A 22,763-nucleotide genomic window follows, 5' to 3' on the forward strand; every position below is an offset into this window, starting at 1 on the left:
GAGATAACATCCGCAACAGTCAATCCCATGCCAGCGGTTGTTGCCAACTTGCTTTCAGGTCTCGCCAAGGCATGTCAATCGCTCCGTAACCACGGATGCCGCGGAACATGACATTGGGGCCATTGTTGACAATGCCGATTTCAGTCAGAGGCAGGCCCTCGAAAATTGATTCCAATTGCTTCTGGCAAGTGGGTGGGACTTCAATCACGAACCGCGTATTGCTTTCTGAAAACAACAACACGATGTCATCGTCGCAGCGTCCGACTTCGCCCAATGCGGCCAACCAAATTTCCGCTCCCAATTCGCCGGCGAAACTCATCTCCGCAATCGCCGCTGCTAAGCCCCCTTCACTGAGGTCGTGACAACTGCGGATCAGACCCGCATGGATGGCCTGATGCATGGCGCGGAAAATTTTGGGAGCCATAACCGTATCGACCTGCGGCACAGCCCCGCCCTTGACGTCATTGACCAGACAGTAGTGGCTGCCTCCCAGTTCGTTTTTCGTCGCGCCGACTTGGTACAACACGTTGTCCGCTTGTTTGAGGTCCATGCTGACCGACTTGCGGACGTCGTCCGTTTGCCCCAACGCGCTAATCAGCAGCGTGCTGGGAATTGCCACCGTTTGTTTGTCGCCCGCTTCATCGACGAAGGAGAACTCGTTGTACAAGCTATCCTTGCCGCTAATGAACGGCGTGCCGTAAGCAACTGCCACGTCGTAACAGGCTAGTGCTGCTCGGACCAAGCTGCCGAGGGTTTCCGGTTTGTCGGTATTGCCCCAACAGAAGTTGTCTAGTACGGCGATCTTAGTGGGATCGGCACCGACGGCGACGCAATTCCGCACCGCTTCGTCAATCGCCGACGCGGCCATCCAGTAGGGATCGATGTCGCCATAATGCGGATTCAACCCGCAGGAAATTACCAAGCCGCGCTGGGATTGCAGGTCGGGACGCACGACAGCTGCGTCCGACGGTCCGTCGTTTTGCACGCCGACGAGCGGCTTGATCACGCTGCCTGCTTGCACTTCGTGGTCGTACTGCCGAATCACCCATTCTTTACTACAAACGTTCAGCGAGCCGAGAATCTGTGTCAGGTCGCTGTTGTAATCGACTTTACTGGGCAGGTCCTTGCTGCTGGAATTTGCCGGGACAAAAGTCGCTTCACGGATGACCGGCGGGCGGCCGTTGTGGAGGAAGTCCATCGACAAATCCGCCACTTGCTGGCCATCGTATTTGAGTACCAATCGACCAGTGTCTTGGAATTCACCGATGGCGGTCGCTTCGACCCCTTCAGCGGCGCACAGGTCATGAAACTTTTGCCAATTCTCCGGCGGCACAGACAGCACCATCCGCTCCTGCGCTTCAGAAATCCAAATCTCGGTGTAAGACAGCCCGGTGTATTTCAGCGGGGCTTTGTCCAACCAAACCTCGGCACCCAACTCCTCACCCATTTCACCAACCGCACTACTAAAGCCACCCGCACCGCAGTCGGTGATGGCCGTGTACAGACCCTGATCCCGAGCATCGAGAATCACATCGGCTACCATTTTTTCGGTGATGGGATTCCCGATCTGCACTGCTCCACCGGAGAGTGTTTCGCTATGTTCGGTCAATTCGGCGGAAGAAAATGTCGCGCCGTGAATCCCGTCGCGACCCGTGCGTCCCCCGACGGAGACAATCAGATCTCCCGGATAGACCTGTTTGTCTTCTTTGCCGACCGGAATCATCGCCACGTTGCCGCAATAGACGAGCGGATTGCCGAGATAACGTTCGTCGAAATAAACGGCGCCGTTGACCGTCGGAATGCCCATGCGGTTGCCATAATCTCGCACCCCGGCGACCACTCCCTGCGCGACCGCCTTGGGATGCAACACGCCCGGCGGCAGGTCGTCGTAGGAAACATCCGGCGGTGCGAAACAAAACACGTCGGTGTTGCAAATCGGTTTGGCACCCAGTCCCGTTCCCAACGGATCGCGAATCACGCCACCGATCCCGGTATTGGCGCCGCCATACGGTTCCAGCGCCGAGGGATGGTTGTGCGTTTCGACTTTGAAACAGACATGTTGCTCGTCATCGAAGGTAATGATGCCGGCGTTGTCCTTGAAGACGCTGATGCACCAATCGTCGTCTCCCAAGTCTTCGCGGATTTTTACCGTCGCTGCGAAGATGGTTTCTTTGAGCATATTCTCAAACAACCGCTCCGTCTTGCCGTCGTTGTAACGGACGCGGCCGCCGAGTGTCTTGTGTGAACAATGTTCGCTCCACGTTTGGGCGACGGTTTCCAACTCCACGTCGGTGGCGTCGCGGTCCAATTCACGGAAGTGAGCTTGGATCGTCTGCATCTCAGTCAGGTTGAGATACAACTGGCCTTCGCGACTCAAACGTTCGAGGTCGTCGTCCGACATGGTGCGGATTGGGACGGTGATCAGATCAAATTGATATTCGCTGCCGATACCCAGGTTTTCCATCCGCAGCGCGCCGGCGATGACTTGTTCGATGGCGTCGTTGGCCAGAATTTTTTCCGAGACGCGCGTGATTTCTGCATCGTCCGCATTCTCGTTGAGCCAATACTTGCGGCAGGTCCGGACGGCTTCCGTATCAAACCCCAGTCCCGACATCGCTTTTTGGGCGCTGTTGGCGATATTGTCAGTCACGCCCGGTTTGTAGAGCACGTTGAGTAACTTCGCGCCGCCGCACATCGTCCCGTCAGCCCCATCCAGCCGATGTACGCGGAAGGTTTCCACGACCGTATCGGCCAACAACGACTCGGCAACTCGGTTCACACTGTCGGAATCGAGTTCACCTTGAATCAAAAACGAGCGTGCCGTACGCACGTTGCTGACCGAGTTGGATCCAAGTACGCGGCATTCCTGCAGGACCCGGTTACCTTCACGGTCCACCTGCCCGTCGGCCGGTTCAATTTCCACTTCCCAAAGCATCGTCATTTTGCCGTCGATTCCTAATTGGTTCACGTCGCTGTCGCACTTCGCGATATTCGGCCCACGTCCGATTCAGCCCCTAACATAGTGGCCGCCGCAACCGGTGGGAAGCAAGCCCCCCTTACCCGGCTCAATTTTGTGGCCAATGCCGAATCGCCGTTTCCCCAACCCCGGTTATTCCAGTGTTTCCCGCTTAACGCGGGCAGCACGCAGGGATTGGACCAGTGTTTCGGTGTCGTCCCGCTCAATAGCGCCACGCAATTCCCGCAGTTGCGTCTCGAACTGGTCCAATCCGGCCAACATGGCTGTTTTGTTGCCTTGGAAGATGGCAGCCCACAAATGTTCGTCGCCGGCGGCAATCCGGGTTGTGTCGCGAAACCCGCTAGATGTCAACGGGCGGGTTTCGTCGCGGAGCGTTGCCGCCAAGGCCGAAGCGACTAAGTGGGGTACGTGGCTCGTTTCAGCAAGAATGTTGTCGTGCTCCTCCGGCGACATTTCGATCACCGTCATGCCCACCTGCCGCCAGAACGCGCTCACTTGGGAGACCGCAGTCGGATCGCTGTCGTTGTGCGGCGTGACAACGCAGATGCGGTCTTGATAAAGGTCGGCATTGGCGTGTTCGAAACCTTGTTTCTCAGAGCCTGCCAACGGATGCGCGCCGACAAAATGCACGTCGGCTGGTAAGGACCCGGAGACAGCGGCGCAGATCGCCCCTTTGGTGCTCCCGCCATCGGTCATCAATGTTCCGGGACGGCAATGTGCTGCGGCTTCGCGCACTCCTGTGACGATCTTGTCCACGGGAGTACAAAACACAATCAGGTCCGACTCGGCCGCGGCCGCGGATAGATCAACAAGACAGTCGTCGATCAATCCAGCTTGTTGCGCCGATTGCAGTCGCGGCAAGTTACGGCCGACGCCGATGATTCGTGCGGCCAATTGTCGTTGCTTCACGGCAGCCGCTAGGGATCCGCCGATGAGGCCAACGCCCACGATGCAAATCGTATCAAAGTGGCCAGGAGATTTGAGGGAGGATTGGGGCATAACGGATGCATTCTAGATGCCGCGGCTGCGGAATTCCACTGCCGTTTCATTCCCAGCCGGGACAAGCCAACGAAGTCGCACGGCCGTTTTCCGGGGTTTATGATGGCGAAACGGCACGAAATTCAATAAGATCGAGCGTTCATCTCAAGGCGGCGCCGATTCGAAAGTCGGCGGTGCCGCTCAAGCATTCGGTCGCCTGACGTTTGGAAGGCATCGCGATTTGCCTTCTGCGTGGGGCGTCCATTTTTCGGAAGCCACGTCCCCGGAGAAGCAGAGAGCATCTATGTCCAATCATCAAGTCGCAGATCTTCGCAATGTAGCACTCGTGGGCCACGGAGCTGTCGGGAAAACGACACTGGCCGATCTGATGTTGTTCAAAGCCGGCGTCGGGAAACGAGCCGGGTCCGTCGACGACGGATCGAGCGTCTTGGACATCGACGAAGAAGAAAAGCATTGCAAGCACTCCGTTTCCTCGGGCATGGTGCACTTCGATCACGCTGGTAAACGGATCAACGTATTCGACACGCCGGGCTACCCCGATTTCATCGGTCAGGCCATCGGCGTACTGCAAGCCGTCGAAACCGCTCTGATTGTGGTCAGCGCCAGCTCCGGCGTGCAGGTGAATACGCGGCGGATGTTCAACGAAGCGGGCAAAGCCGGTCTGGCGCGCGCTGTCGTGATCAATAAGATGGATTCCGAAAATATCCAATTCGAGGAACTCCTCGATGGCATACAGCAAACGTTCGGTGCGCAATGCGTTCCCCTGAACCTGCCGGTTGGGTTAGGCCATGATTTCAGCGGTGTGGTTAGCACGCTCTCTGTGCCCAGTGAAGTCCCCGCCGGGACTGTGATGGATCCCACGGAAATCAATCAGCAAGTGATGGATGCCATTGTCGAAGCCGACGAGGCATTGATGGAGCGGTTTCTGGAAGGCGAGAAACTCGCCCCCGAAGAAATCAGCGCCGGTCTGTCCAAAGCCATTGCCGCCGGCACGTTGATTCCCGTCTTTTGCGTCAGTGCTAAAAACGATATCGGTGTGAGCGAATTGATGGACGGTCTCGCCGCCTCGGCGCTGCCTCCCACAGCCATCACCCGCACAGCGCTCAATGCCGAGGGCGAAGAAGTCCCGCTGACCGTTTCTGCGGACGGCCCTTTTGTCGCGCTGGTCTTCAAAACGCGCATCGACCCGTTTGTCTCTAAGATGAGCTATTTGAAGATCTACTCCGGGTCGCTACACAAGGATACGTCGGTGCATAGCGCCAACTTGGACAAGTCGCTCAAAATCGGTCATCTGCTAGATGTCCAGGGAGGCCAACAAGAGGCAGTCGACTCTGCTGCGGCCGGTGATATCGTTGTTGTTGTCAAAATGGACGACCTGCACGTCGGCGATACACTCAATGACGGCAAATCCGGCCTGTCGATGCCCCCCATCAAATTCCCCACGCCCATGATCGAATTGGCGGCGGAGCCGAAAAGCCGCTCCGACCAACAGAAGATTTCCGGCGCGCTGCAGAAGGTCGACGAAGAAGACCAAACCTTCCTGCTCCGCCGCGATTCCCAAACCAAGGAACTGGTCATCCAAGGCATGAGCGAACTGCATTTGCAGATCGTGTTGGAGCGGTTGCTCGTACGCGACAAAGTGGAAGTCGTGACCCACCAACCGAAAATTCCCTATCGCGAAACCGTCAACGGCGAGGCCGAAGGCAGCTATCGGCACAAAAAACAATCAGGCGGTTCCGGTCAATTCGGCGAAGTGCACTGCCGTGTCTCCCCCTGTCCGCACGATATTGATCCCGAAGAATACTTCAATAAAACGCGGTTCCTCAACATGCGGGAGTACCACTACGATCCCGATCTGAACTATGCCTTCGTTGACCGTATCTCGGGCGGTTCGATTCCCAACCAATTCATCCCCGCTGTCGAAAAGGGCATCCGGGAACGAATGGAGCGGGGGGTGCTTGCCGGATATCAAGTGCAGGATGTCGTCGTGGAATTGTTCTTCGGCAAAGACCATCCTGTGGACAGCAACGAAACGGCCTTCAAAATGGCCGGCAGCCTCTGCTTTCGCAACCTGTTCCAAGAGGCCAAACCCTCTCTGTTGGAACCGATTGTGCATGTCGAAATCACCATTCCCGACGAAAACCTGGGCGACATCACCAGCGACCTCAACGGCCGCCGCGGCCGCGTCGAAGGCATGGACACCGCCCCGGGCGGGTATCAAGTGATCATCGCCCACGCTCCGCTGTCAGAAATGATGACCTACGCCCGCACACTCTCCAGCATGACCAGCGGCCAAGGCTCCTTCACCATGGAACTAAGCCACTACGACATGGTCCCCCCCAACGAACAAGCCAAAATCATCGCCGCCGCGAAGAAGGGGGACGACGAGGACGAATAAGCGTTCATTTTTCCAGTTTTTGTATGGCTTTGTCCGCATGTACTTACGAAATCATATGGCATACGGACGATTGTATTATGACTTACCTCCTGGAATCAGGATCGGTGATAAAGGAATATTCACATGGGAGCGTGGGGGTACGGAATTCTTCAAAACGATACTGCCCAAGATGGAATGTGCGAGGCGGCGGGTCAATTGCAGTCTATGCTACCGGGGTTTGCTGAACACCCAGGTCCGGAAACGGCGGCGCGCCTCAGTGCCACCATCGGAATGTGTCTGCAATTTTCAAGGTATTTGTTCGACGCAGATTCACCCTGTCATTCCCATTTGTTGAAGGCCATTGAGGCTAACAATCGGTACTTTATCGAGCTGCCTGGAGAAGCGGAAAACATACTATTGTCAATTTTAGGCGGTCGGGGACTTGATCTTGCCGACTGCGGCGCAGTCTTGCCTAACGACCTAGAAAGAGCCTTTCACGGATTTGAGCCAAGCGAATTTCCGACGCAAAAAGCATTCGGCGAACGGCACGAAGACCTTTTCCGACATCCCGAGTCCACTCGTTTCACACAGAATTTTGTCGATTCGCTGGTCAAGCAAGTTGATGAAGGTTTTGCGGACGAGGATGTTGTAGACGACCTTTCTCGCGATGGCGAGTTTATGGGGCCGCTAGGACTATTGTTGATCATTGAGCCGTGTAAAATCGATTCCGGAAAATTCACGCAATGGCGCGAACAATTCCAAGACGTTTGGGGTGATCGTGAGCCTAGCAATGACGATATGGAAGCAAAATTCGAAGCGTCTTATCGGCCATGCGTCGAATTGGCCCTCGACTACGGCTTGCGGAAATTTACCGAGTAGGTCCGGCTGTGCCGGACGATTGCGGGAGCGATTTAAACCACGTCAGGTCCGGATTCCAGGGACCGTCAACAGACTACAACGGCCGGTAGAACCGGCCCTACGCTGCTAGAAATTGGAGAGTGAAACGTCAAAAGCGATCCGAAAAAGTTTGCCGTGGCGTTTTTTGTGGGCTTGAACGCGATTTCGTATTTTGTCCGCAGTGGCCCAAGCTCCGGTTGGTTTCGCATGTCGAGAATCGGTGACCTCTATGAGGCAATTGGGTTTCCGTTAATCGTGTGGGAATACGGGGGCGTCGTTGGCGCCAACTATTTCTTCATCGCTTCACTTGGAATTGATCTGTTGTTTGGAGCCGTGTTGTATTGGCAGGCACCATTTCTGTTTCGGGACGTATTGCTTGAAGAACCAAGAGAATCACATGAGCCGCGCCGTACGGCAAATCAATACGCCCCAGCGTCTCTGTTATTGCCCTTTTGTGTGGCCATGTTGTTCGGCTTTTTGGATTGGCATCTGAGGTGGTTGTTAATTCTTGTTAGCGTGCCGGCTGTGGTGTTTGTGTTTGGCCGTTGTACGCCGACAATTAATCGAAAATACGTCTATGGCAGTGTTTTGGGGTTTCTACTGTTGGTGTACTTCCTATGCCCGTTCGACGAGCGGCCTGCGATCGATGTGTTGGCCATTCGTTGTTTTATGGCGTGGGGTGGGCAATGGAGCGCTTATCAAGTGATTCGAGCGTTTCGAATGTGGTATCAACAGAAGAGCAGAATAGAATGTTGATCCAGCGAGTCGGTCCGGCTGTGCCGGACGAATGCGGGAGCGATGTGAACCAAGCCGGGCCCGGATTCTAGAGAGTGCCAACAGACAACAACGGCCGGTACAACCGGCCCTATGGACTTTGTCGGAGCGATAATATGTCAGACAACCCCGTCGAGCCGGATCCCGTCTCCGTCCCCGATCAGCCGCAACCGCAAAGCGTTTCGGCGACGCGCGCCTCTTACAATCTGTTTTCTGACACTGTGATTGGTGTGAATACACGTAAGAGTGACAACAAGTTTCAGGCCATATTTATTGGCATTTCGATTCTGGTGTTGGCAGCGGTCGGCGGCTTGATTGCAGTGTGGAACACAGAGTGGGAAATGCCCTGGTATGCCGGCGCGTTACTCGGCGCATTCGCTGGATTGGTATTTGGAACATTTGCCAGCGGCATCTTCTTGATGGTCTATCGAGCCTGGCGGCACGTCCAAGGAAAACACGATTAACCGGCACTTGAAACAACGTTCAATCGTCGTCCGCATCTGCCAACTTTGTATCCCAACCGACGACTTGTTCCGAGAATTCCAGCATGCTGATTGTGATCTTTGGCAGCGTGACGGGGGTGACCGGGGCGTCGAGGTCGAAGTGGTCTGGCTGTTCCATCTTGGCGACCTCGTTCTCCAAGCTGTACAGCCAGGGCGGAATGTCCATTGCCGAACCGGTTGTGCTTTCCAAGTAGTCGTCGACCTTTTCGCTCAGCGTTTCAAAGGACGCCGAGGGCGTTTGCAGCCGCGCTGCTTCGATCGCTTCGGGCACGAGCGCCAAAATTCGGTCCAACGTGAGCGGCTTAATGAACCGTTCATTCAGCCGGTCTCGCAAACTCGGCAGTTTGATGCTGCACGCGCGCTCCAGCCGCGCCAGATTTCGCAAAAACGTTTCTGAAAGCGTTTCGGTTTTAATGCGGAACACATCCTGCCAAATCTCCGCCGCCTCAATCGCGCCTTCACGGGCCAGTGCTTCGTGCACGATGGCCACCGGCGTCAGATCCCACGCCTTGCGGTCGTAATCGGCTTCCAATCGCAGGAACGCCAACAGCTGATAAATGTTTTCGCCGTAGTCCGATTGCGTGGTTGTGCTGTTGTATTCGATAAAGCGTTCGTACTTGTCCTGCAAACAGCGAAGGATGATTTCCAAGCAATCAGATGCGTCTTCCCGATCCAATTCGCCGCTGGAAAGATCCTCTACCAATCGCATCGGATTGAGTGGATCGTCGTCCTCTTCCAGCATGTCCAGGTACGATTCGACTCCTTGACGCAAGATCGCGCGGATGCCCCCCAAGGTCAGATTGCCGCCGTAAAATAGATCCTGACCATATCGGCGGATAAACCATTTGACCTCGGACCAAGCCACACGGTCGTTCAGCGCTTCGACGGTGGAAATCCGCATCGTGCTACTGTGGTCCAGCCACAGTTCCAGATAGTACTCGCCGATTTCACCGACCGATTGAATCAACTGCTCGTCGGTGAATTTTCCGTTTTCCCAATCTTCGGAACTCCGGATCACGCAGCTCAGCGAATTTCGCAAGGCGGCTGAAAACAACCCGGCGAATTCCGTGACCGTCACACCGGCGCGATTGCTGCGGCGCTCCATCAATTGCGCTGTCTTGAGCGTATGCCACGTTTCGCGCAACAAACCCAGTCGCGGCAACTGCTCCAACAGAAATTGAATCGCTGATTGCAGCGTCCGCACGCGGGCGATCGCCAGCGGATCTCCTCCTTCGTGCAGTGGTACATACAACAGCGGTCGCCGCGAGATCGCTTTGAGGAAAGGCGGCAGCAACGCTTGGGTCTGCGCGACGTCGGAACGGAAAATAGCGCGGTACAACGGAACGGCCGATTGCTCCCAACCTTTCAAGACCGCTCCCGACGGTTTGTCCGGCAGGCAACTCAACAACGTCCGCGAGGAATCGCCGCATTTGCTGAAGACAATAATCAACATCCGCAACAACTCAATCTTCATCTGCGACTGACGGTCGAATTCGATCAACGATTCTTGATCGCCCATCGGCAAGTCCGATTCCATGTCGGAAACCGATTCAATGAGCACTTTCAGGCCCTTGAGCAGCGCCGTGTCATGTTGCCGCCAATGCAGGATCGTCTCGCCCAACGTCTCGGCAAAATCAGCTGCATCGTCGTCGGTCGGTGACATGGCGGACGACATATTCGCCGCCGCAATTTGCCGCAGATGCGACAGATTGGCCAAAAACACCAACCGGTCACGCAGTCCCGAACTCAGCGAATCAAATTCGCTATCCCGCGAGAAAAGATCGTCGTCGACAGTGTCACCACTGCGGCCGTCGCGGGCGCTTTCTTTGAACGTCACATCCTCATAAGCCGCCTCGAAGAGATTTGCTTCTTCGTCCTCGTCGTCGTCACCTTCGAGGTCCTCAAGTTCCTCGTCGTCGAGCAGCATATGCTGTTCGCCGGCTATCGCTTCGTTAAACGAGGGAACAGACCAATATGCGCCGGCGTTGGCTTCGAGGTAATCGAAGAACTTTTGAATCTTTGGCCAGGCACGGCGGCTGGTTGCGGTGGGGTCTTCGTCTTCGAGCGGCGTGAGCACCATTTCCAACCAGCGTCCCGCCAAAATGTGAAACGAGTAGTTACCCGATTCGAGCGAAACGGTTTCCCCTTCGCTGAGCCACTGAATCAGCAGTCCCATCGATGCGACAATATCCCCTTTGTCCAACAAGGCCGAGACGACCAGCGCGTACGACTTGGGGGATTGAAAGCGTTCGACTTGCTGCCGCCAAAAGGCAATGTCGCCCGCCGATTCACCAGCCGTCCGCCATTCGGCCAAGACCTCTGCTACGTGCGACGCGGACTGCCAACTTTCCTGCCCCGAGACGGGTGGCAAGTCGGCCACAGCTGTCGTGGCGTAGCGATCCCATTCGTCGGCCAAGTTGTGAAACTCCGTGGAGATCTTATCCAATGTTTCCCGGTCCCCGGCAGCGGCCGCCTCGCTCATCAACCGGGCGAACAAGCTGAAGACGCGGTCGACCAGATCGATCAACACGTCGACCCGCGGATCAACAATGCTGTCTTCCCGCGCGGTGAACAACGGAAACAAACCTTGAAAGCCGAGAATATTCCACGGGTCGACCAACGCGCCGCAACCAATTCCCCGGTGAATCAAATCCGGAATTTCCGCTGCCCGCTGAGCAGCCGCGGTGATGTCGTTATGATCCAAGTCAATATTGGCCGCCGTAATCGCGCACTGAATCTCGCATTCAATCCGCGCTGCCGAGGAAGGGATCGTATTCGCGTGCCGCATCGATTCTTCGGGATACCCCATCCGCGCATACAGCAGCGAGGTATGCACATGCTGCAGTTGCCGTGCTCCGTAATCGGCGAGAAACAAATTCAAATGCTGCCGGACGCGTCCAAACGGTTGCCGGTGCACCCGGGCTTCGGCGATGATTTTCTCAGCCACCAGTCCGGAGAGGGACTCCATCAGCCGCGTATAAAACGCATCCCGTTGGCGCGCGACTTTGGGCAACAATGTCGTAAGGCTAATGTCTGAGCTATGCGTGTCGGGGCCGGCGCCGCTGATCGACGATGCCATCAACATCGTTCCACACAACGCCGCTGCCGCTTGATACAGCGCCTCTTCTTCGGTCATGTCCTCGGCTTGCTCGATCCAATCGACCAAGGCATCGACAACAATTTGCCGCACGATAAAACGATGGTACAACCCTTTGTTATCGATGCAGTGCGGATCCCATTCGCCGAACGTGTAATTCGTCCGTTTATAAACCGGATGGCTTTGATCGTACGCCCGCACATCGATGGCGACTTCTTGGAGTTGATCCAAATCGAAATAGGCGTCTCGCAACAAGGCCGGCGGCGAAGCCCGCAAGATATCGAGTGTGGTCTGGATCAACTTCTGGTATTTGCCAACAGCAACGCCCGCCTGTTGAATATAAATCGGGACTGGGCGAAACCGCTCATGCGGATACGGCTGCATCCTGCGGCCCGATTCCAGAACCGCAATCGGACGATGCCCGATGAAGTCGTTCAGTTGCTTCAATGCGCCTGCGACAATCCGATCGGTTTCATCCCAAGGCGGACCTTGCGCCAACGTGGCTTCGAACAGCCGCGCCAGAAAAAAGGGCTGCTGCAAGGCGCCGTCGGGCAAATGGAATAATAAATCCCGATGGTATCGGCGATATTCCGGAGCGACTTCGTCGAAGACCAGCTTCAAGACCGCTTCGACCTGCCCCGTGTCGGCAAAGGCCGCCGACTGTCCCTCTGCCTTGCGCAAATATTCACCGAGCAGAACCCGCAGACGATTCCACGGAAACTCCGTATCGATCCAGCCGTGCAGCCGATTCAGTGCGCTGTGAAAACCGGGGTCGGGATTTCCAGCGGAAAAATTTAGATATCCCAGCAGAACTTGTAAGTCTGCTGCGACCTCTTGAGGAATCGCGGTCGAGGATCGGGCAGCTTTTCGAGCCATCGGAAGTTTTGAATTCTCATCATACAGTGAAAGCAGTTGGTCTATTGCGCATTATCTCGCTGCGCCTTAGTAGAGCAACCGCGTCGGCATTTGAAAACCCCGACGCCCGGTCCGTGGGTGTGCATGGAGACGATGCAGTTTTCAGCATGTCACACCGACGTCTTCGGGGCAATGCTACCGCACAAATGCCCAAACCGTAGGGTGTTTTTGAAATCATGCCACCTAGTTTGAGACAAAATGACCGAAAACGGTTCGGATCGGCCCGCAGGCGTAAATCGTTCCGGTTTTCCCTTTTCCGTAGCCTCATGGTTGGGTTTCCCAGCGTGATCCGATTAGAATCAAGATTGCCAGTTATTGCCAAACACGCCGGTGTCGACAGGTTCCGCGGGTCAATCATCCGTACTCGTCTTCGCCGATTCACTATTTTTTCGAGGGCGAGTCAACATGATTAACCTCAAACGTATTCTCGTGGCGACTGACTTTAGCGAACACTCCAACGTCGCCGTCAAGTACGCCACCGCATTAGCACAGGCCTTTGACAGCGAAGTGATTCTGTGCCACGTCGTCGAGGCGCCCGATTTGATTTCGCAAATCCCGCCAACCGGCGAAGGCTATTTTCCGCCGAACTTCCAAGAACAACAGCGGAAAGCGGCGGAGGAAGAATGCGCCAAAATCATCACCGACTCCGGCATCAAAAACGGCCGGTCGTTGATTGTGGAAGGGAGCGCCTTCTTCGAGGTGATCCGAGCTGCCAAAGCCGAAGACGTGGATCTGATCATCGTTGGGACACACGGTCGCGGCGCGATCGCACATGTGCTGCTCGGTTCGGTGGCGGAAAAAATCGTCCGCAAAGCCCCGTGTCCGGTCTTGACCGTCCGCGAGGGAGAACACGAGTTCGTCCTGCCCTAATGCTGCATGAGCCCTCGGAGGACCCGAGGGCTGGAGACAAGTTCGCCGCTTGAACTCCTGAACCCCCGGTTTTGCTGGGGGACCGTTTATGGAACTTGAATGACTCAACCGCCACAAGCGAGCTGAATATGTCTGAGACGCCGCAATTCTCCACCGATGACGTGACCGAACTCGATGCCGGCAAAAGAAAAGTCCCCAAAGACCAAATGCCGGGCGTTGCCAATATGCCCGCCTGGAATGTGGGGGAATTGATCGACGCCCCCAAATTCGGTTGGAGGCAGTGGACGTTGTTGCTCGGGCCGGGTTTGCTGATGGGGGGCTCGGCGATCGGTGGCGGCGAGTGGCTGATGGGGCCATTGGTGACTGCGAAATACGGCGGCAGCCTGCTATGGTTAGCGACGCTCAGTATCCTGGGCCAAGTGATCTACAACTTGGAGATCAGCCGTTACACGCTGTATACCGGCGAGCCGATTTTCACCGGCAAATTCCGCATGGTGCCCGGCCCCACGTTTTGGGTCTTCATCTATCTGCTGCTCGATTTTGGCTCGGTGTTTCCCTATCTGGCAGCCAACGCAGCGACACCGCTGGCGGCCGTCATTCTGGGGCATATTCCCGATCCCGAAAACGTCGTCTATGAACGGCATCTTCTCAAGTACTTAGGTTATGGGATTTTTCTGGCAGCCATGATTCCTTTGGTCTTTGGCGGAAAAATCTACAACTCTCTCAAGGCGCTGATGACGTTCAAGATCGTGACCGTGATGGGCTTTTTGATCGTCTTGGGCATGTTCTATTCTCACACCGCCACCTGGGTCGACATCTTCGGCGGCTTTGTCAAATTCGGCAACCTCCCCATCCGTCGCGGAGAAGATCTCAACCACAATGGAAAACTCGACCCCGGCGAAGACTGGGACCACGACGGGCGACTCGACGTCAAGGAACCGATGCTCAAACCGTTGTTGGATTCTGATGGTGATGGAAAACCAGATGCAACGGACATCTATGAAACCGGCAAGCCCGACAACATGGTCACCATCCAACAAGGGGACGAAACGGTCTATTGGCCCGACTTGGACAAGGACGGAAAACCGGATAAGACGGTGATGCTCGACACCAACAACGACGACGTGCCGGATACCGAATTTCCGCTCGATGCGGATCAAGACGGAAAATTGGACACATTTGTTGACATCGACGGGCCGAACAAAGATGGCCACGTGACTCGCGATGGCGACAATGTCGCCAACATTTTCACCACGCTGTATCGCGGCGAACCGATGCCCGATATCGACTGGTCGATGATCGCGTTTCTGTCGGCGCTGGTGGCGATTTCCGGTTCGGGTGGACTGTCGAACACTCCGGTCAGCAATTACACCCGCGACCAAGGTTGGGGCATGGGGCACCTTGTCGGCGCTATTCCCAGCGTGGTCGGCGGCCAGGACCTGGAACTCTCGCACGAGGGAACCGTCTTTGTCGTCAACGACGAAAGCCTGCCTCGCTGGAAGCGTTGGTACAAACACATTCTCCGCGACCAACTCGTCGTCTGGATGCCGGCATGCTTCTTTGGGTTGGCACTGCCCAGTATGCTCTCGGTACAATTTCTACCGCGGGGCGCCGTCATCGACGACCAATGGACGGCCGCCGGGATGACCGCCGGAGCTGTGCAGGACGCGGTCGGCGGCACGCTGGGGCAATTGGCTTGGTTTATGACGCTGTTCTGCGGATTTCTGGTATTGGCGCCCAGCATGGCCACCTCAGCGGATGGTGTGATTCGCCGCTGGGTCGATGTCTTCTGGACCTCCAGTCCGCGACTTCACAAAGTCGAACCCAAGCATATCCGTTACGTCTATTTTGCTGTGCTTACGGTGTATGCGACCTTCGGAATGATCATGTTGACCCTCGGCAAACCAGTCACGCTGTTGTTGATCGCGACGACGATCTTCAACTTCGCTTTAGGTTTCAGTTGTTGGCACACCTTGTGGTTGAACCTGGTGCTGTTACCCCAACAAATCCGTCCCGGTTGGTTCGCCCGCATCACGTTGTTCTTGTCGGGCTGTTTCTTCTGGACGGTCGCCACCATCTCCGCCACGATCACCCTACAAAAGTTTGGCTTGTTGTAGAATAGGGTGGCTGGGGACAGACGAAGTCTGCCCCCAGTTCATGAGGCGTAGGTATATCAAACGACCTGACGTCATGCACAGCATGACCTACGCAACATGCGAAATGCCGTTTAAGCAGGCAAGACGTCATTCAGTACGCTCTTGCCTCGCAAGCCCAGCAGTGAATCGTTTTGATGCGCGTGGTCGGCGTATTCGGGATGCTTCAGCAGTGCGGCATGCAACTGCGGGAGATTGTAATACGGCACCGACGGGAACAAATGGTGGTCCAGGTGGTAGCCCACATTGTGCGGCGCGAATAACAATCGCTCCACCGGTCCTGCGGCGAAGTTGCGTGACATGTTCAAATCATGTTCACCTTCCAACCCAAAATGCTCAGCGATACTCCGCAATCGCAAAATCACGGGCAGAATCGTAAAGGCCGGCAGGTACCACAACAACAGCACGGGCACCCACATGCCGGTGACCGTCACAGCTGTGGCCAACAAGACGTAATAGCACAACTTGCCCCAGGGGCGCGGCTTAGCTTCGTCCGCTTTGGGCTTTTGGCTGGAGAGATCACCGATGGCTTTGAGCATGTCCAAAAATCCGCCGCCGCACAGATCGCGCGCCAGCAATTTGGCCAATGCCCAACGGGTCTTGGGAAACTCCCATTCCGGTTTGCCTTCTTTGCGAGTCCAGTCCGGGTCGTCGTCGGTGTTCAGATGACTGTGATGCGCCAAGTGGTTGGCCCGGTACCCTTCGGTCGAAACCAACACCGGCCAGGCCAACAACCAATTGCTCAGTCGGTCATTCCAACGGCGGCTGGAAACAATACGAAAATGCGATGCATCATGCATGATGATCAACAACGCATGCTGTCGCGCCGCAATCAGAATCGCGCAGCCAACCCATACCAATGGATGTGGAAACATGATTGCTGCCGTAAAGCAGGCGGCGATCATTGCCCAGTCACAAGCGATCGCCGCTAGGCCTCGCCCGGGAGTGAGTTTTGACAATTCGCGCAGGCGCTGGCGAAACTCATCCGTAAGGCGGATTTCTCCCGGCGAGACGGCGTCTGTCTCGCCGCGGGTTTGCGTTTGACCGGAGAGGATTTCCTGCATCTCAGTCGCGGCAAGCTCGTGCGTTTCTGCCAGTTGTGTTGCTTGATCGTCGTTCGTGGTTGTGGACATCGTCGTGACTCCCGTTAATCCAGTAGGCCCATTTTGCGAAACTGACGTTTCGCGAGCCACAGCTTGAGCCGTTGTTTAGGATGGCGATTGCCGCCGCGAAGCTTGCCATGCCGGAACTTCTGCAGCAATGCATCGAATTGGAAATAGTAGGGAGCCGCCTTGACCCGTCCCACACCGATCAAAATTTTTGTCACTTCCGTCGCCGCCACGCCCGCGCACATTTGACAGGCCAGTCCCAGCGAGGGAATCGATTTATCCGTAAATTGTTCTTTGGTGACGTCCATGTATTTCAGGTACAGCGTATCGGGCGTCAACCCGCCGATGAAATTCAACATCTGCTCAAACGGCGTTTGCCCGTCATGCATGTCAAAATAGTCGTCAAAGCCAATGCCGCCCGGTTCAAACACCATCCAACCGATGCTGAATCCAAAGGGACCGGCGGTGACCACATGTGTTCCTTGTTCGGCCGCGACTTTGAACACCGTCCGTCGGACGTCGGTTTTCAATAGGTCCATGCCGTCGAGCAGCACATCCACGCCGTCCAGGAATTCGTGACAGTTGTCCAAGGCGAGCGGGCGATGCCAGGCGTCGATTTCGATTTCCGGATTGATGTCACGAGCGATTTTCGACATGACCTCGACCTTCGGTTCTCCTACAGTCGAAGCCTTGGCGCCGTATTGCCGGTTGGTGTTGGCCACGTCGTAATGATCGGGATCGGCGATACGAAACCGCGTGATCCCCAATCGCGCCAAGGTCGCTAGATGGCTCCCTCCCACGCCCCCCATGCCGGCAATTGCCACACAACTGTTTCTGAGCTTTTGTTGCTGTTCGGGCGAGATCAATCCGCTATGCCGCGAAAACGCTTCGTCATATGACCAAGGTTGCGTCGCATCGGTGATCGGGATCGCTTGAGTGGCTGCGGACATGTGTGTGATTTCATTCTTTGACTGAGGGTTGTCGACCAAGCGGCACGAATGTTCTGCGAATTAAGCCGCTGGTTTTTTCACCGTCAAATACAACGTATTGCCCCGGACCTCATCGCCAATGATTTCAAATCCGTGTTCTGTGAATAACGTGCGAGCCTGGTCAGCATCAAAGGGACTGATCAGAATTCCCTTCCGCATTGCCCAACCATTGATCCGATTCGCAAACCAACGCAGCGGCGCCAATCCGCGGGGATTTAATAGAACATTCGCCGTCGCCACGCCCCCGGGCGCCAGCACGCGTGAAATTTCATCCAGCGCCAAACCGGGATCGGGAAAGCAGTGGAAACCGTTGGCAATATTGACCGTCTGGAATTGTCCGTCGCTGAAATCGAGTTTTCCTACATCGCCGTATTGCACCGTGACGTTCTCCCTCTTGCGGAACGCCTTGGTCGCCGATTCGATCATCGCAGACGAAACGTCGATAGCAATCACGCCGGGAGTCGGCCGTTTACGTAACCGACGGTACTTTAGGCACATATCAAGCACGCTGCCGTTGCCGATCGGAACTTCCAGATGACTCTCCGACAAGTTGCCTTCGAAAAACGAGACCTGTTTCCAGATCGTCGAGTTGTAGGCGAACGTCACCAGAAACATGCCGCGGATGTCGTACCACCACGACGGCGTGTTGAATGCCCGCGCTACCCGACGGACTGACGGGGAAGCGGAGGACGCGGCTAATGAGGCTGTGTTGGAGTCGACTTCGTACATGATTTCCAACTTATTCAATCGAATACTGTAGACCGAGCAAAATCCCACTCGGTCTGTTTTTAAGTTTGGGTGGTAGTAGATACCTAACCCACTATGTATCTAGCCCATGGATTGACAACGGCGAACCGAGAGCGTGCTACAGGGCATCGAATCCGAATCCTGTCATCGTTGTATAAGGGTTGTGAGGAATCTGTTCCCGCTTCTTTTCCGGTGTGGGCAACGGACCGTCTGCGGTTGGCAATCGGACCGTCCGTGACGTATCACACGCCAATCGAACCGCATCTTCGGCCAATTCCTCAAGATCGCGATAATCCTTTGTCGCGGCCGGTTGGGCGGCCGACTTCTTCCGGACTTCAGTTCCCGACAGGTCGAGAAAGTTCCGAGACTGTTCGTAGCCCATCGCGTACAATTCCGCTCGCTCTTGGACTGAAAGATCAAAGTTCACCGACGAATGTGCGCCGGTGCGGACCAACAAGGTCCGCCGCCATTGATCGCCGGAGATGCTCGGTTCATCGGCGGCGTCCAACAACATTCCCGCTACGCGTTGTACATAGGTCTTGAGTCCAAATTGCTTGGAGCGTGCGAGTCGGGCGACTTGATTTCGCACCAGCCGAATGGTCACCGTCTCGTGCGGACTGCCGGGAAACAACAACTCATCGTCGATGGCTGCCAACGACCCGTCGATCAAAATCGCACCCTGCATGCGGCGCACGGCAAAGATGCCTGGAATTCCGATCGAACACCGCACACTCGTAGCCACTTTTGTTTCGGGTGTCGTTTGATTCGAGAAAATGAACGGTTCGCCCGTTTGAATGTCGGTGCAAACCACAGACAACGGGTGCTGCAAATCACAAAAACGCCGACCTTCTAAAAAGCTATCCAGCCATTGTTCGAAACGGCGTCCGGCGCATAATCCATAACCACGGACGATACCCAACGGCCGGAAATCTAAAAATTGGCGATAGTCGGTATCCCGCATGAGATCGACCGCCTCGTCATGCGAAAATCCAGCAGCCAGGACGGAAGCAACCAAGCTACCTGCCGACGCACCGGCCCAGCCGCGAATGCGACCGCCATGCTCGTCGATCCCTTTCAAGCTGCCGAGATGGGCCGCCAATCGCGTGCCGCCACCTAACATGCATACATTTAATTCCATGAACCGACTCCCCCCGAAGCCACAAATCTTGTGTGAATCGTTGTTGCTTCTGCTCTTAATTTCGTTGTTCTTGTTTCTTTGCGTTATCGGTGGTGACGACTTCCGGAGCAGCGGATTTGCTTTCCGAAGCTTCCGGTTCCTGGTCTTCACCCGTTTCGATAAACACATCAACCGGCAAACCGACGACCAGCGTGTTTTGCTCGTCCAGCACGATGACAACTTCACGCACCTTCACGTCGATACGCTCGCCCGGTTCGTTGCTCATATATTTCTTGGGAACCATCAACGGCGAACAGGAAACCACCTTGCCGTGAAATTTTGTCTCGGGATCACCATCGGCCGTTACGTAGGCGTGCTGGCCCGGTTTGACAGCTAGTGCATCCAATTCTTCCACGTAAGCCCGCGTCCGCATTTGCGACGCATCGACCATGACCAGCAATGGCTGCAAGTCTTGAGGGCCGACCATCTGTCCCGGCTCGCGGCCCACGCGGAGAATGATCCCGTCTGTGGGAGCGACTAATTCCGCCTTTTTCAATTCGGTTTGAGCGACACCCAATTCTGCTTCGGCCTGGGCGATTTTAGCGTCGGCAATAATCAAATCGTCCTCCCGAGCGGGAGCTTCGATTTCCTTGATCCGCGAGTTTTCCAATTGCTGTTCCGCAAGGGCCGCTTGATAGGCTGATCGGCGTTCTTCGAAAGCCTCGGCCGTAATGGCGTTTTTCTTTTGCAGTTCCAAACCGCGTTGATACCCTTGCTTGGCGGTTTCCAACTGCACGCGAATTTTGACGAGCGCGTTTTTAGCGACCTCAATCGTCTCGGGCCGTTCGCCGTTGGAAAGGCGGGTCCGTTCACTTTTGGCCAGGGCCAATTTGGCCTGCGCGAACTCGAGTTGTTTTTTTAAGGTTTCCGTACCCAATACGGCCAACACCTCTCCCTGTTTGACTTGTTGGCCTTCGTTGACATTGACCTTCGCCAAACGTCCGGCAATTTCGAACCGCAAGGGGACATCACGCTGCGCCCCTTCGATGATACCGCTGGCAAAGATTAGCGGCCGTTTGTTGACCGAAACGGCCGGTGTTTCTCTTTTTTCTGGCGCGGGCGCTGCACCCACTGACCAATTGTGCAGCCACGGCATTTTCTCAGGCGAGGTCATCGCCACGAAAGCGCCGATGCCCATCGGGAGAACGATTAATAATAACCACCGCATTGCTATGCCCTCGAGACGCGATTACGACCGCGTGTTATGTCTTTGAAAATTTTGTTTGGTGTTCGGGTCGCCGTCAGGTTTCTGCCGACTCCGCAATTTTAATAATCACCGGATATCATTCGCCGATACCGTTTGCCCGGCAAAGTTTGTCGTGCGTGCTTTTTGTTCGGTTGTCGATTCGTTAATCCGGCCGTCGACCAGATGTAAAATTCGGTCGGCCATCGAAAAAATCCGCGAGTCGTGCGTGACTACGACGACCGTTTTCCCCAATGACTTGGCCAGCGTGTTCAATGTCTTCATCGCACTTGCGCCCGATTCGGCATCCAGCGAAGCGGTCGGTTCGTCCGCCAAAATCAAATCGGGATCGCCGGCCAAAGCCCGCGCCAAGGCAACCCGCTGTCGTTGGCCCATGCTCAATTGTGTCGAACGATGATCCGCCCGATCCGACAGGCCGACCAAATCCAACAGCCGCCGCGATTCGGATTGCGCCAATCGGGAGGGGTATCCCAACAGGTCCAACGCCACCTTCACGTTTTCCCAAGCCCGCAGACCGTCAAACAGATGAAACCGTTGAAAGACAAATCCAATGTTTTCGCGACGAAACCGCGCCTGCTGTTTCGCATTCAGGCGACTGACATCCTGATCCAAGATCTGTAACGTGCCGCTGTCGGGAGATAATATACATCCCAGGATCGACAACAGCGTCGTCTTCCCGCTTCCCGAGGGACCGACCAAAAATACACACTCTCCGCGCATGACCTCCAAGTCGATCCCGTGCAGGACGGTCGTTTTGATCGCCCCGGACCGATAGGTCTTTTCAATACCGCGAGATAGGATGACGTGGTCAGTCACAGAACTTGTTTTATCCTTGAAGTACAATGGCCGGATCAATCCGACGTAAACGTTGGAAGGGCAACACAGAGGCCACGAGGCAAATTGTCGCGACCAGTCCAATCCCCGCTACTCGCAAAATCATGGGAATTTCGATCGGTGCCAGCGGCGTGGAGCAATACGTCTCCGCCACCCACACAATCCCCATGCCGATCAACGTGCCCACCACGGCAATCGTACAGGACTGGACCAACACCACTTGTAAAATCTGACCGTTCTCCGCACCGATCGCTTTGAGCGTCGCGAAATCGTTGACGTGATCCAATGCGAGCGCATACAAACTTTGGGCCACCATCAACAGTCCCACTAACAACCCCAGGACCGTTGCCATACCAAAACTAATACCAATTCCGGTGCGGTGCATCCAATAATCTTGAGAAATCTTGCGGAACTGGGCCGCTGTATATACGTTCGCACTCGGCACGAGATGCCGGATCTCTTCGCTCAGCTCATTGAGATTCACACCGTCAGCGGCTTGAATCAAAAAGTACGAGCAATAACCCTCACGGATTTGGGCGTACTGTCGTGCGGAATCGATGTTGGTGAATACGTAGGGCGTGGTCATGAAACCGATCACGCCATCGGTAAACCCGGTGATCTTTGCCCGATGGCCGCTAATTTCAACAATGTCGCCGATTTGTGCATACCCCAATTTGCGGGCATCGAGTCGGTCGATGGTGATCGAATCGGGACGGTAGACATATGTCTCGCCGCCTTCGTCAACATTCCACGCAGCTCCTATCTTAGAAAGCGGGTCGATGCCGATAATCATCAGCGTTTCGAAACCGCCATCGGGGAGCGTCGCAATACTCGGCTGGACGATATAGGGGTCTGCTAGGGCAACACCCTCAAGTCCGCGGATGCGATTGAGCCATTCGACCGGAATGTCGTTGGCCAGGTCGACGTTCTCGACCAAGTGCTTGCCCACCCAGATATCGGCGTCGGTGTGATCCACCAGCAAACTGGCTTTATGGATCAGCCCGAGATACAACCCGCCCTGAACATTAACCAAGACTAGCGAGAAAATGACTCCCGTTAGAGCTGTGATTAGTTTTCCGCGATTCGAAAGCAGAATTTTTAGGGCAAAAGAAATCATCGCGCGACCACCAGCGGGGGCTAG

16 protein-coding genes are annotated in these 22,763 nt (G+C 55.5%); 6 read left to right on the forward strand and 10 right to left on the reverse strand.

Annotated features, from left to right (window positions below; genetic code table 11):
• Positions 1–19: 19 nt before the first annotated feature.
• Together purL and Mal52_RS01240 are read right to left on the reverse strand one after the other, a co-directional pair.
• Positions 20–2,935 carry a phosphoribosylformylglycinamidine synthase subunit PurL gene (gene purL, locus Mal52_RS01235; RefSeq protein WP_145380499.1) on the reverse strand — a complete coding sequence of 972 codons (2,916 nt, stop codon included), beginning with the start codon at positions 2,933–2,935 and terminating at the stop codon, positions 20–22.
• A gap of 174 nt (positions 2,936–3,109) precedes the next feature.
• On the reverse strand, positions 3,110–3,976 hold the full coding sequence (locus Mal52_RS01240) for a prephenate dehydrogenase (RefSeq protein ID WP_145373793.1): 867 nt from the start codon (positions 3,974–3,976) through the stop codon (positions 3,110–3,112).
• Between the two features lie 283 nt (positions 3,977–4,259).
• Here Mal52_RS01240 and Mal52_RS01245 point away from each other — a divergent pair, with 283 nt between their 5' ends.
• From Mal52_RS01245 to Mal52_RS01260, 4 genes are all read left to right on the forward strand, one after another.
• Entirely contained in the window at positions 4,260–6,374 is a 2,115-nt protein-coding gene (locus Mal52_RS01245) for an elongation factor G (protein WP_145373794.1), read from the forward strand.
• 447 nt (positions 6,375–6,821) lie between these two features.
• On the forward strand, positions 6,822–7,232 hold the full coding sequence (locus Mal52_RS01250) for a hypothetical protein (RefSeq protein WP_145373795.1): 411 nt from the start codon (positions 6,822–6,824) through the stop codon (positions 7,230–7,232).
• Between the two features lie 225 nt (positions 7,233–7,457).
• Positions 7,458–8,006 carry a hypothetical protein gene (locus Mal52_RS01255; RefSeq protein WP_145373796.1) on the forward strand — a complete coding sequence of 183 codons (549 nt, stop codon included), beginning with the start codon at positions 7,458–7,460 and terminating at the stop codon, positions 8,004–8,006.
• A gap of 134 nt (positions 8,007–8,140) precedes the next feature.
• Entirely contained in the window at positions 8,141–8,488 is a 348-nt protein-coding gene (locus tag Mal52_RS01260) for a hypothetical protein (protein ID WP_145373797.1), read from the forward strand.
• Positions 8,489–8,507: 19 nt separating this feature from the next.
• Here Mal52_RS01260 and Mal52_RS01265 read toward each other — a convergent pair whose 3' ends face one another.
• Positions 8,508–12,500, reverse strand: coding sequence for a hypothetical protein (locus Mal52_RS01265; protein WP_145373798.1), 3,993 nt, complete (start codon positions 12,498–12,500; stop codon positions 8,508–8,510).
• A gap of 444 nt (positions 12,501–12,944) precedes the next feature.
• Here Mal52_RS01265 and Mal52_RS01270 point away from each other — a divergent pair, with 444 nt between their 5' ends.
• Both Mal52_RS01270 and Mal52_RS01275 read left to right on the forward strand, forming a co-directional pair.
• A complete protein-coding gene (locus Mal52_RS01270; protein ID WP_145373799.1) occupies positions 12,945–13,409 on the forward strand; it encodes a universal stress protein in 465 nt (154 codons plus the stop codon).
• A gap of 128 nt (positions 13,410–13,537) precedes the next feature.
• Positions 13,538–15,526, forward strand: coding sequence for an Nramp family divalent metal transporter (locus tag Mal52_RS01275; RefSeq protein ID WP_145373800.1), 1,989 nt, complete (start codon positions 13,538–13,540; stop codon positions 15,524–15,526).
• A 110-nt stretch (positions 15,527–15,636) separates the two neighbouring features.
• Here Mal52_RS01275 and Mal52_RS01280 read toward each other — a convergent pair whose 3' ends face one another.
• From Mal52_RS01280 to Mal52_RS01310, 7 genes are all read right to left on the reverse strand, one after another.
• Positions 15,637–16,695 (reverse strand): fatty acid desaturase family protein, encoded by a 1,059-nt coding sequence (locus Mal52_RS01280; RefSeq protein WP_145373801.1) that lies wholly within the window; start codon positions 16,693–16,695, stop codon positions 15,637–15,639.
• 14 nt (positions 16,696–16,709) lie between these two features.
• Positions 16,710–17,621: a ThiF family adenylyltransferase gene (locus Mal52_RS01285; protein WP_145373802.1), complete on the reverse strand. Its 912-nt coding sequence runs from the start codon at positions 17,619–17,621 to the stop codon at positions 16,710–16,712.
• A gap of 60 nt (positions 17,622–17,681) precedes the next feature.
• Positions 17,682–18,389 (reverse strand): class I SAM-dependent methyltransferase, encoded by a 708-nt coding sequence (locus Mal52_RS01290; RefSeq protein WP_145373803.1) that lies wholly within the window; start codon positions 18,387–18,389, stop codon positions 17,682–17,684.
• A gap of 136 nt (positions 18,390–18,525) precedes the next feature.
• The gene (locus Mal52_RS01295; protein WP_197534587.1) at positions 18,526–19,545 is read right to left on the reverse strand and encodes a patatin-like phospholipase family protein; all 1,020 of its coding nucleotides are present in this window, start codon (positions 19,543–19,545) and stop codon (positions 18,526–18,528) included.
• A 55-nt stretch (positions 19,546–19,600) separates the two neighbouring features.
• Positions 19,601–20,752, reverse strand: coding sequence for an HlyD family secretion protein (locus Mal52_RS01300; protein ID WP_145373805.1), 1,152 nt, complete (start codon positions 20,750–20,752; stop codon positions 19,601–19,603).
• A 105-nt stretch (positions 20,753–20,857) separates the two neighbouring features.
• A complete protein-coding gene (locus tag Mal52_RS01305; RefSeq protein ID WP_145373806.1) occupies positions 20,858–21,604 on the reverse strand; it encodes an ABC transporter ATP-binding protein in 747 nt (248 codons plus the stop codon).
• Between the two features lie 10 nt (positions 21,605–21,614).
• A complete protein-coding gene (locus Mal52_RS01310) occupies positions 21,615–22,739 on the reverse strand; it encodes an ABC transporter permease (protein WP_145373807.1) in 1,125 nt (374 codons plus the stop codon).
• Between the last annotated feature and the right edge of the window lie 24 nt (positions 22,740–22,763).

Source organism: Symmachiella dynata, assembly GCF_007747995.1.
Taxonomy (GTDB): Bacteria; Planctomycetota; Planctomycetia; order Planctomycetales; family Planctomycetaceae; genus Symmachiella; species Symmachiella dynata.